The sequence below is a fragment of the Citrobacter portucalensis genome (genome assembly GCF_002042885.1).
GTDB classification, from domain to species: domain Bacteria; phylum Pseudomonadota; class Gammaproteobacteria; order Enterobacterales; family Enterobacteriaceae; genus Citrobacter; species Citrobacter portucalensis.
This window is the reverse complement of the sequence record NZ_MVFY01000008.1, coordinates 256,348-268,236: the sequence shown is the minus strand read 5'-3', so window position 1 is coordinate 268,236 and position 11,889 is coordinate 256,348. Positions and strand designations below refer to the sequence as shown.

General features: G+C 49.9%; 8 protein-coding genes. 6 read left to right on the top strand and 2 right to left on the bottom strand.

Going from position 1 to position 11,889, the window contains the following annotated elements:
• The first annotated feature begins 265 nt into the window (after positions 1-265).
• The 4 genes from BZK40_RS14470 to BZK40_RS14455 all read left to right on the top strand — a co-directional run bounded on the left by BZK40_RS14470 (position 266) and on the right by BZK40_RS14455 (position 5,211).
• On the top strand, positions 266-823 hold the full coding sequence (locus BZK40_RS14470) for a fimbrial protein (protein ID WP_079934862.1): 558 nt from the start codon (positions 266-268) through the stop codon (positions 821-823).
• A gap of 100 nt (positions 824-923) precedes the next feature.
• Complete coding sequence (locus BZK40_RS14465; protein ID WP_253193181.1) at positions 924-1,646, top strand: fimbrial biogenesis chaperone; 723 nt, start codon at positions 924-926, stop codon at positions 1,644-1,646.
• A 26-nt stretch (positions 1,647-1,672) separates the two neighbouring features.
• Positions 1,673-4,198 (top strand): fimbria/pilus outer membrane usher protein, encoded by a 2,526-nt coding sequence (locus BZK40_RS14460; RefSeq protein WP_079934860.1) that lies wholly within the window; start codon positions 1,673-1,675, stop codon positions 4,196-4,198.
• A gap of 14 nt (positions 4,199-4,212) precedes the next feature.
• Entirely contained in the window at positions 4,213-5,211 is a 999-nt protein-coding gene (locus BZK40_RS14455; protein WP_079934859.1) for a fimbrial protein, read from the top strand.
• An 85-nt stretch (positions 5,212-5,296) separates the two neighbouring features.
• Here the strand turns inward: BZK40_RS14455 and sbcC are convergent, their stop codons facing one another.
• Positions 5,297-8,440, bottom strand: coding sequence for an exonuclease subunit SbcC (sbcC, locus tag BZK40_RS14450; RefSeq protein WP_079934858.1), 3,144 nt, complete (start codon positions 8,438-8,440; stop codon positions 5,297-5,299).
• On the bottom strand, positions 8,437-9,639 hold the full coding sequence (gene sbcD, locus BZK40_RS14445) for an exonuclease subunit SbcD (RefSeq protein WP_079934857.1): 1,203 nt from the start codon (positions 9,637-9,639) through the stop codon (positions 8,437-8,439). The genes sbcC and sbcD overlap by 4 nt, the downstream gene beginning before the upstream one ends.
• Before the next feature lie 190 nt (positions 9,640-9,829).
• Between sbcD and phoB the strand changes: the two genes are divergently transcribed.
• Together phoB and phoR are read left to right on the top strand one after the other, a co-directional pair.
• Positions 9,830-10,519, top strand: a complete 690-nt coding sequence (gene phoB / locus BZK40_RS14440; RefSeq protein ID WP_003830970.1) for a phosphate response regulator transcription factor PhoB — start codon at positions 9,830-9,832, stop codon at positions 10,517-10,519.
• Between the two features lie 50 nt (positions 10,520-10,569).
• Positions 10,570-11,865 carry a phosphate regulon sensor histidine kinase PhoR gene (gene phoR, locus BZK40_RS14435; RefSeq protein ID WP_079934856.1) on the top strand — a complete coding sequence of 432 codons (1,296 nt, stop codon included), beginning with the start codon at positions 10,570-10,572 and terminating at the stop codon, positions 11,863-11,865.
• The last annotated feature ends 24 nt before the right edge of the window (positions 11,866-11,889 follow it).

Here is an 11,889-nt window from a genome sequence, read left to right as displayed (position 1 = left end):
AATATTGTTTTTGTTTTATCGATTAACTTATTATAACTTGCTGTTTTGTAATAATATTATTTTTTGTCTTTGTGCTGTTGATGAAATAAAAATCATATTATATTATATATGTCGACCACAATATTCATTGGGTTAGAACGCATAAGATTCTATCTTTCGGACCTCTTCTGAGGACTGTTTGGGATTTTTATATGCAAAAGTCTTTGGCGGAAATTTCAGAGGCAGCATTCGAAAGATAATAAAATTTATTATAGGGAAATTTCACATGAAAAAGAAAGTGCTCCTTTCTGCCTCTTTGTTGCTTGTTGCGGCTATCAATGTTGCGCATGCGGCAGACTTAACTGATGACCAGGGCACCGTCACTTTTACCGGTACTATTATTAACCCACCTTGCCAGGTTGATACAGACAGCGAAGATGTTCAGGTACCCTTTACCCCGCTGGGGACGAACGCCTTTGCTGGTATTGGCGAAGAAGCGTCTCAGGTTCAGCCATTTGCAATTAAATTGACTAAGTGCCCGGCAAATACTGTGGTAAACCTGACCTTTGCAGGTGATACCGCAACGGAAAATACGCAGCTGAAAGCGCTTACTGGCGGCGTTGATACCGGTGTTGGTATTGTGGTTTATGGCGCTGATGCCAGCAATGATAAAGTCGTTTTTAACGACGAAGCGAACTCTGCTTTTGCTCAAACGACCGGGGCAAGCGAAGAAAATGACCTGACGTTTAACTTCACATCAAAAGTTGTGGCAACCGTTGATCCGGCGAGTATCAAAGGCGGCGAGTTTGCTGCAACCACAACCTATACCATTTACTATCCATAAGGGACGTAGAGTGGGTGTGACGTAAGTTCAGACAGGATATGCCATAGGATAATCAGGGTATGTCCTGTAATTCTTTTCGAGATTTAGCCATAAGGGATGAATGATGAATCTCAACATTTCTGGTTTGCTGTTTTCAGCAATATTCATTCTTTTTCAAAACACTGCTTCGGCGGGGGTGCAAATTAGTAATACGCGTATTATTTATCCTAGAGATGTAGATGAAGTTCAGGCAACGGTAAAAAATACGGGTAATGGAAATCAGCTTGTTCAGGCATGGGTTGATAACTTCGATAAGAATGATAAAAGTAAGCCTCCTCTTATTATTACTCCTCCGTTATTTAAACTTATTGGCGGACAGACGAATATCCTGCATTTTATCTCAGTCGATAAAAATGGCATCCTGGCAAAAGATCGTGAACAAATTTTTTGGGCTAATATCAAGTCTATCGAAGCGACGCCTAAAGTGTTAGTTCAACAAAGTAAGCTACAATTGGCTACCCGCAGTCGTATTAAGCTGATATGGCGACCAAAAGGATTAAATAAAAGCGACGCGCAAGAAGCATACAAAAGTCTGATATTTTCTGTTTCAGGTGGACGTTTGGCTGTGGATAACCCGACGGCATATTATATTTCTTTGCATAACATGACCGTTGACGGCAAAGAGGTAAAGCCGCCGAAAGATACGCTTTCCGCTGTGTCTATGATGATTTCACCCTATTCAAAAATGATCTATTCCCTTCCTGGTGGGAACGCTAAGTCTGTTCGGTGGAGCGCAATTGACGACTACGGTAATGCCACTTCCGAACAGGAAAAGTCACTTTAAATTCGGCGGATAAGGATATCCACAATATGCGGCCTATCAATAATTATCATGAAATTCTCTCATTGAAATTATCAGCTATTGCCACCGCGTTGATGTTGTGTAGTCCGTTTTGTATCGCTGAATCACAAGTTGCTGATGATGAGTTTAATATTGATGCGCTACGTTTTGATTCCCCAATAGACAGCGCAGAGGCGATCCGTACTTTTTTAGACGATAATGCACTTGCACCAGGCGTCTACCTCAGTTCTGTTTATTTTAATAATCATTTTGTTGAAAAAAAGAATGTGACGTATGTGCTTAATGAAGCCCATACCGCACTCATTCCCGTGTTAAAAAAATCAGAACTGGCCGCCTATGGCGTCAATGTCAGCAAAATGCCATTGATGAAAATGATGTCTGATGACGCCACGGTTGATGATATCGGACGTTACATTGAAGAGGCTTCCTGGACTTTCTCCACTCAGCAACAACGGCTGGATATTCGTGTTCCGCAAGTTGCTGTTAATCAGGAAGTGCAGGGGTATATCGACCCTGATAATTGGGATGATGGGATACCTGCTGCACTGTTGGGTTATTACTATAGCGGCTCTAAAACACACTACAGCTCTCAGGGCTCGTCGACACAAAATTACCTGAGTTTAAACAGTGGACTGAATGTAGGGCCGTGGCGCATACGAAACAATGGAAATTACCAAAGCGGAGATGGTTGGGAAAACATTTCGACGTATATTCAGCGGGATATAAAGCGCCTGCGTAGCCAACTAACGCTCGGCGATAGCTCTACTGCGGGAGATATTTTTGACAGCCTTCCGATTCGTGGTATTCGTCTGCAAACAGATACCGCTATGCTGCCCTATAGCCAACAAGGGTTTGCGCCGGTGATTCGGGGGATTGCGAAAAGCGATGCTAAGGTGACCATTAAGCAAAATGGCTACACCCTCTATCAAACCTATGTCAGCGCAGGGGCGTTTGAAATTACGGATGTACCGCAGGTATCTTCCGGCAGTGATTTCGATATAACAATCACGGAGGCTGATGGGAGTGAGCGTAGCTTCGTTCAGACGTCGTCTTCTTTACCTATCATGCAGCGACAGGGGGCATTGCAATATAGCGTTGCCGCCGGGCATTACCAAAATAATGATACATCAGAGGATCCTAATCTGGTCGAAGCGCAACTTATCTATGGGTTGCCTTATGGTTTTACCGTGTATAGCGGCGTGTTGGGCAGTGATTTTTATCGTTCCGCGGCATTAGGTTTTGGTATCGATCTTCATGATTTTGGCGCGTTTTCGTTTGATGCCACAACGGCCAGAAGCGAAGTGGCTGATAACGTCTGGCAGGGGATGTCTTATCGTGCCCAGTATGCGAAGAATATTGATACGACCAACACCAATCTTACGCTTGCGAGTTATCGTTACTCTACCCGTAATTTTTATACGTTTACGGAAACGTTAAATAACCGAACTAACGATATTAATGACGACAGTTTTTATGCTTATCGCAATACCAATAACCGTCGTAGCCGCTTGCAGGTAAATATCAGCCAGAGCCTGAATGAGCTAGGTTCTTTCTATCTCTCCGGTTATCAGCAAGATTACTGGGGGCTGGCGGGTTATGAGCGCACGGTTTCTGTCGGTTATAACCAGAACTGGGAACGGATCCGATTTATGCTCAACTACTCGTTGACGCAAACGCCAACCTCACATCGTGATGAGCAGGTTTCATTTACTGTCAGCATTCCCTTAGATAAATGGTTACCCAGTGCCTGGGCGAATTATACTTATACAGATAACCGTCATCGTAGTCAGCAACATCTGATTGGGATCAGTGGTACTGCATTGCAGGATGATAACCTCAATTATAATCTCCAGCAGTCCTGGGGGAATAATGGAATGGGGGAGAACGGAAGTATGAATGCCACCTGGCAAGGCTCTTTTGGCTCTGTTTCTGGTGGGTACAATTATGACAACAACAGCCGGCAAGTGAATTATAAGTTACAAGGTGGGATTATCGGCCATGCTGGCGGGATTACCTTAGCACAGTCGCTACCTGAAACGGTGACCTTAGTCGATGCCGACGATGGACCTGATATTAAAGTAGAAAACAGTACCGGTGTATATACTGATTCCTATGGCTACGCCGTCATTCCATATGCCTCACCCTATCGAACGAATAACATTATATTGAATACGGCAAGTAACCCTCAGGTTGATATTGCGGAACCCGTCAAACAGGTGATTCCTTCGCGTGGTGCGGTCACACTGGCAACATTTTCTGCACGCACCGGTATACGTGTTTTGTTATCGCTACAACATAATGGAAATAACGTTCCTTTCGGCGCGCTTGCGGCATTGGCAGGAGAAAACGAAAAAAATTATGCCAGTATCGTGGGTGATAACGGACAGGTTTATTTAACCGGTATATCGGCAGGCGATCGCGTTATGGTGAAGTGGGGTGAGAAAGCAACACAGCAGTGTACCGCGCAGATTGCTATTCCTGCCGATGAACTTACCAACAAAACCGTTGCTATATTAGCGGCAGAGTGTAAATAAAGGTGAAAGTGATAATGATATCCTTCATTAGGTATGTGATTGTATTTTTTGTACTAAACTGGTCAGTGGTAAGTTATGCTTCATGTTATTATAAAAATGATACGACAGCTGCAACCTATACGGTCACCGTTCCGACTATTAACGCTCAGCGCGATGTCCCTGCAGGAACTGTCCTATGGGATAGCGGTTATCTTAGTGCTCCAAATCAATCGGATATATTTTGTAATGGGGTGCACCCAATCTATCGTGGATATGATGACTCATCATTGACGCTGGTAAATGGTGTTGAAGAATATGTTTATCAGACGAATAACCCAGGCATTGGGATTAAAATTTGGTGGTTGTCTGTTGATAGTGGCAAAAGCTACTCACCAAGTGATGCCCGTATTTTTTATTCTCCGGCAAAGGCCGAGGGTAATAAAACATGTAAGGGGTGTGAATACACAAATGTATCGGCAATGTTTGAGGTGCGATTAATCTCAACCGGGCAACCTATTACAGATACTCCCTTGCAATTATCACGATTTAGTGCTTCCCGAATATATGAATCAGCCGCCCAACTTCATATTAACTTTACCGATGCAGATGTGGTAGTTAACAGTGCCAGTTGTGTGCTTAATAGTAAGAATATTTCTGTTAATTTGGGTCGTTACTTTAAAACTGTCAGTCTGAATAACCCGGGTGATACTGGTGATGCGGTTGATTTTAAAATTGATTTGACGTGCGATCAGGATACTAATGTCAATGTATTATTTTCTGGTACAACGGCAGCAGGCGATAGCACTATTCTGACATTAAATGATCTTGATTCTCCGGCGTCTGCGCAAGGTGTCGGTGTGCAAATTTTATATAACGATCGGTTAGTGACTTTTGGTGAACTCCTGCCCACGGTGAAAAATGTTGCAGAAGGGAGCGTCAACCTGCCGTTTAAAGCACACGTCATACGTTTAAATGAGAACTTGCGGGCCGGCGAAATCAACGCCACGGCGACCTTTGATATGATTTACCGCTAGCGGTTATTTTTTAAGCGTAAGAATAATATGCAGGGAATGATATTGCCGATCTTGTCGGCAATATCAATACGTCGAAAAATCAGCGTCATTCCACTCTGAAAGTGTTGTCGAGTTTGCTGTAACCCAGCCCGTTGATTTTTTTCACTTTGATCTGCACCGGAATGCGTTCTTTCATTGCTTCGACGTGGCTGATCACGCCAATGGTTTTACCGGTAGCGTTGAGTGCATCCAGTGCGTCCAGCGCGGTATCCAGCGTTTCGCTGTCCAGCGTGCCGAAGCCTTCGTCGAGGAACAGGGAGTCAATTCGTGTTTTGTGGCTGACCAGATCGGACAATGCCAGCGCCAGCGCCAGACTCACCAGGAAGCTCTCGCCGCCGGAGAGCGTACGCGTGTCACGCACCGCATCGGCTTGCCAGGTATCGACCACCTCCAGCTCCAGCGCTTCGCTGGCCTTGCGCTGCAACAGATAGCGACCGTGTAGACGGGTTAACTGGTTGTTGGCAAGCCAGACCAGGTTATCCAGCGTCAGTCCCTGGGCAAATTTGCGGAACTTATCTCCCTCTTTCGAGCCGATCAGCGCATTCAGATAGCCCCAGTCTTCGACCTGTTGCGCGACGTTATCAATCTCCTGCATCAGCGCCTGCTGTTGCTGGCGGTTTTCAGCATCCTGCCTGAGTTGCTGGCGAATCTCTCCCTGACGAGTGGTGTTATCCCGCAGCAGTTGGGTGAGCTGCGCCAGCGTGTCGCGAAGATGTTGTGCCGTGAGCGTGAGATCCACCCCGGTTGGTTGCTGCTGTTGATGAGTCACCAGCGCCTGCTGGGCCTGATTAAGCAGCGTTTGTGCCTGTTGTTGCTGGACTTCCAGCGATTGTTTCAACTGCTCAAGACGGTTGAAGGTCTCTTCATCCAGCAGGGCGGCGATAAAGGCGTCACGATTGTCAAAGATGCTGGCCTGCAATGCGGCATCAAACTGCGCCTGAATGTCTGCGGCGCGCTGAACGTCCTGTGCTTCCTGCTGCTGCAAGGTTTGCCACTGTCCCTGTAAAGAGAGGCAATCGTCGTGCACCTGCCGCCAGTTTTCCAGCGACAGATCCTCAATGATTTCAGAAAGCGCCTCAGATTCTGGCAGCGTTTCCAGCAGCGGCGCAAGCTGGGCAATCCGGGCCTGTAACTCAGTCAGTTCATTCTGGCGCTGTTGCCACATTTGCGCTTCGTTCGCCCGTTCTCTTAGCCATGAGGAGACTTCATCCTCGGGCGGAAGGGCCAGACCATGACGGTCCAGCTCTGAGGTTAACGTTGCCTGGCGCTGGTCAATATGCTGTTGGAGTTGAGTAATCTGTTCGGTATGCGCGGCGATTTGCGCCTGCAGGGTATGACGCAAGCTTAACTGGTGAAGCTGTTGTTCGTACTCTTCCTGAGCGGCCAGCCACGGGGCAATGTCATCCTGCGGTTGTAGCGATACGTTGAGGCTGGCGGTAACGGTCAGCCATTCTTGAGTAAGTGCTTGCTCCTCCTGAGAAAGCCTCTGTGCTTCATGTTCATCGCGCTGAAGTTGCTGCGTTATCGCCTCAAGCTGCCCGCGCAGGGTTGAACCCTCATCGGCCAGCGTTTTGACCTCTTTTTCCAGCGCTTCACGTCGTGCCTGATTTACGCTCAGCTCAAGCGTCTGGTAACGCGCGATAGCCGGATGTGTAGTAGAGCCACAAAGCGGACAAGGTTTGCCGGATTCCAGTAATACCCGATGGCTTTCCAGATCTTTGATGCGGGCTTCCTGCTCGCAAATGAGTCTCACATCGGCAAGTTGCTGATTTTTATCTTTATAGCGCTGACGTTTCTCGGCTAGTACCGTGTTGCGCTGGGTCAGCTCTTGCTGGCGCTGCAGCAGTGAAGCGCGTAGCTGTGCCATCTGCTTTTGCTTCGGGGCGATTTGCCCGTGCAGATTACTGAGGCGCTGGCGTAATGGACGAAGCTGCACATGTTGAGCCAGCGCTTCTGTCACTTCCTGCGGCGAAAGGGTCAGCGCAGGAAGCGCCAGTGCATCGAGCTTACGTGTGTCATTCTCCCGCAGCTGCTGCCACTGGCGTAGCTGGGCGCTGGCGTCGGACTGTTGCGCCAGCAGCACTTTCCATCCTGCCAGTTCGCTACTCCATAAGCGGAAGCGGTCATGTTCGTTCAGCCAGTCGGTTAACGTCTGTTGTTCGGCGAGTATCGCGGTCGATTGCGTGTGCGCTTGCTGACGGATACGCCCGCGTAGCGCTAAGCTGCTTTGTAAGCGAGTATTCACTTCCTGAATCTTCTGGCGCGTACGCTCGATAGTAGCCGTTTGTTCCTGGATTCGCTCCCAGTGAGGGCGCAATGCTCTGGCCGGCTGCGCCAGGCTCAGCGCTGCCAGCTGCGGCTGCGCGTCTTCTTGCGCCTGAAGTGCTGCCTGTAATGCCTGCTGGTGGCGGTTTATGTCCGTCTGAAGCTCATTTTGCCGAATAAGCCAGTTGAGGTGCTGTTGCTGGGTTTGTTGGCTGGTAAGGTATTGTTTTTCTTCGTCAGTAAGTACCTGCAAACTTTCCGTCAGGGACTGCACCTGCTCTGGTGCTAACAGCGCCACGCCGCTGGCCTGGGCCTGCAGTTTTTCCAGCTCCGTACGCGCCGACTTGTGCTTTTCAAACACCATGGCGGAGATTTGGCCGTAGATCTCAGTACCAGTTAACTCCTCCAGAAGCTCGGCGCGCTCTTTCGGTTTGGCATTAAGAAAGGCGGCAAACTGGCCCTGAGACAGTAGCATCGAACGGGTAAAACGCCCGTAATCCAGCCCGGTAAGCTCGGCTGTCATCTCCAGCTTGTCTTTGACTTTATCGGCGAGGATTTTACCGTCAGCGCAGCGGGCTAGCTCTACGCGCGGGACCTGCAGGTTGCCCTCGGGCTGATTGCGCGCCCGGTTCTGGCTCCAGAATGCGCGGTAGGCTTCGCCGCGCACCTCAAACTCAACTTCGGCCAGACACTCCGCGGTATCGCGAGTCATCAGGTCGTTTTGCGACTGTGACACGGTATTCAGGCGCGGTGTTTCGTGGTACAGGGCGAGGCAAATCGCGTCCAGCAGGGTGGTTTTCCCCGCGCCCGTTGGCCCGGTAATGGCAAACAACCCGTTGCTGGCAAAAGGTTCTGCTGTGAAATCGACTTTCCATTCTCCCTTCAGGGAGTTGAGGTTCTTCAGGCGCAGGCTGAGAATTTTCATGCTTCACTCTCCCCGGCAAGCGTGTGCAAGGTTGCGCTAAACAGCTGATTCAACCGCTCGCGCTGAGGCTCCTCGAGCTCTTCCAGCGCCAGGCGGCGGTCAAAAACTTCCGTTACGCTTAGCTCGCTTAACGTTTCGCGTCGTTCATTGGCCATAATACGTTCACGTTGTTCCCGACTGCGGCGCACCAATAACACCTCGACCGGTAAATCTTCGGTTAAGGCCTGGATCTTACGTTGCATGTCATGCAGATAGTCGTCGGTGGTGATTTCAATATCCAGCCATATCGGCGGCTCTTGTGGCACGTTACGCCACTGTTCAAGCTGGGTGGTAATGGCGGCTAAATCGCCTTTCAGTACCGCAAGCGGCTGGGTGACCGGTACGGTGAGATTTTCAACGGCGCTGAGTTTCCCCGCTTCAAAGCTCACCAGATGTACACATTTGTTTTTGCCGCACTCGTCAAAACTGAGGGCAATCGGTGAACCGCAGTAGCGAATATGGTCCGTCCCGCCGATAACCTGCGCCCGGTGAATATGCCCCAGTGCGATGTAGTCCGCGGGTGGAAAGTTTTGCGCCGGAAAGGCGTCCAGCGTACCGATATAAATGTCACGTACGGCGTCACTTTTACTGGCGCCAACGGTGGTCAAATGGCCGGTCGCAATGATGGGCAGGTTTCGATCGCCACGCAGCGTGCAGGCGTCCTGATACTGCTGCTGGTAATAGTCGGTGATCGCCCCCAGCAGATGCTGCTGTTTTTCTTGTCCGGTTAGCCCGGCCTGGCTGGTAATGATGTCACGTGGTCGTAAGAAAGGAACCGGACACAGGATCGCTCCCGGCGTGCCATCACGTTGCGGCAGCACCTGCGGCGCATGGCCGGCGCTGGCAACGACCGTGGTGTTGAGAAACGCCAGAATATCGCGGGACTCATTGAGCGTGGCGACGGAGTCGTGGTTGCCTGCCAGCACGACCAGATGACAGCCAGTTTGCTGCAGATTGACGACAAAACGGTTATACAGCTCACGGGCGTAGCTTGGCGGTGAGCCGGTATCGAAAATATCGCCTGCCACAATAATGGCATCCACCTGCTGGGATTGTGCCGTTTCCAGCAGCCAGTCGAGAAAGGCCTGATGTTCAGCGGCGCGGCTCTTGCTGTAGAAATTTTGGCCCAGATGCCAGTCAGACGTGTGAAGGATGCGCATAAGAGTTCCATGACGATAAAACAGTGGCGGGGATTATAACCTTTCAGGGACGGTAATATCTTGTCTCCAGGCTGTCATAATTCGTCTGGCTGCGTTAAACCTGGACTATCTTTTCATAAATCTGTCATAAAACTGACGCATAATGGCACCGTATTGATGGCAAACGATTTAATTATAAACAGGGCAAATCATGGCGAGACGTATTCTGGTCGTAGAAGATGAAGCTCCAATTCGTGAAATGGTCTGCTTCGTGCTCGAGCAAAACGGTTTTCAACCCGTAGAAGCCGAAGACTATGACAGTGCTGTGAACCAACTCAATGAACCCTGGCCGGATCTCGTCCTGCTTGACTGGATGCTTCCCGGAGGCTCGGGTCTACAGTTTATTAAGCATCTCAAGCGCGAAGCCATGACGCGGGACATCCCCGTGATGATGCTGACGGCGAGGGGAGAAGAGGAAGATCGCGTCCGGGGTCTGGAAACCGGTGCGGATGACTATATTACCAAGCCGTTTTCTCCCAAGGAGCTGGTGGCGCGTATTAAAGCTGTGCTGCGTCGAATTTCCCCCATGGCGGTGGAAGAGGTTATTGAGATGCAGGGGCTGAGTCTTGATCCCACTTCGCATCGCGTAATGACCGGCGAAGAACCGCTGGATATGGGGCCGACCGAATTCAAACTGTTGCACTTCTTTATGACTCACCCCGAACGCGTATACAGTCGTGAACAACTCCTCAATCATGTCTGGGGAACCAATGTCTACGTAGAAGACCGGACAGTGGATGTGCATATCCGCCGCTTACGTAAAGCGCTGGAGCACAGCGGACACGATCGTATGGTGCAGACAGTTCGCGGGACGGGATATCGTTTTTCGACCCGCTTTTGACTGACAAGAATCAGGGCCTGATGGATTAGGCCGTTTATGGAGTAAGACGTTTGCTAGAACGATTGTCATGGAAAAGGTTGGTACTGGAGCTGATCCTGTGCTGCATACCGGCATTTATCCTTAGCGCTTTTTTCGGTTACCTGCCCTGGTTTTTACTGGCGTCGGTAACGGGCCTGCTTATCTGGCATTTCTGGAATTTATTACGTTTGTCCTGGTGGTTATGGGTCGACAGAAGCATGACGCCGCCGCCGGGGCGAGGCAGTTGGGAGCCGTTATTATATGGGCTGCATCAAATGCAGCTTCGCAACAAAAAGCGCCGTCGAGAACTGGGTAACCTGATTAAACGTTTTCGCAGCGGGGCGGAATCCCTACCCGACGCGGTGGTGTTGACCACCGAAGAAGGCGGTATCTTCTGGTGTAACGGACTGGCTCAGCAGGTTCTGGGACTGCGCTGGCCGGACGATAGCGGGCAAAATATTCTTAACCTGCTGCGCTACCCGGAATTCACACAATATCTGAAAACGCGCGATTTTAGCCGGCCAATCAATCTGGTGCTCAATACCGGACGGCATCTGGAAATTCGCGTGATGCCCTATACCGATAAGCAATTGTTGATGGTGGCGCGCGACGTTACCCAGATGCACCAACTGGAAGGTTCACGGCGTAACTTTTTCGCCAACGCCAGCCATGAGTTGCGCACACCGCTGACTGTGCTGCAAGGCTACCTGGAAATGATGCAGGAGCACCCGCTGGAAGGGACAACGCGCGAAAAAGCACTGCATACCATGCGTGAACAAACGTACCGTATGGAAGGCCTGGTGAAGCAGCTGCTGACGCTGTCAAAAATTGAAGCTGCGCCGACGTTACAGCTGAATGAGAAAGTCGATGTGCCCATGATGCTGCGCGTGATCGAGCACGAAGCGCAAACCCTGAGCCAGCATAAACATACGTTTACCTTTGATGTCGATAACAGCCTGAATGTGCGAGGCAACGAGGAGCAGTTGCGTAGCGCTATCTCGAATCTCGTGTACAACGCGGTGAACCACACACCAGCGGGAACGCACATTACCGTACGCTGGCAGCATGTGCCGTCAGGGGCGGAGTTTTGCGTGGAAGACAACGGTCCGGGCATTGCCCCCGAGCATATACCACGTTTGACCGAACGTTTTTATCGTGTGGATAAGGCGAGATCGCGACAAACGGGCGGTAGCGGTCTGGGTCTGGCCATCGTGAAACATGCGCTGCATCACCACGACAGCCGTTTGAACATCGAAAGCGAACCAGGCAAAGGGACGCGATTTAGTTTCATGATCCCGGAACGTTTCATTGCCAAAAGTAACGGCTAAGACGTATTCGTAAGATAATCTTTC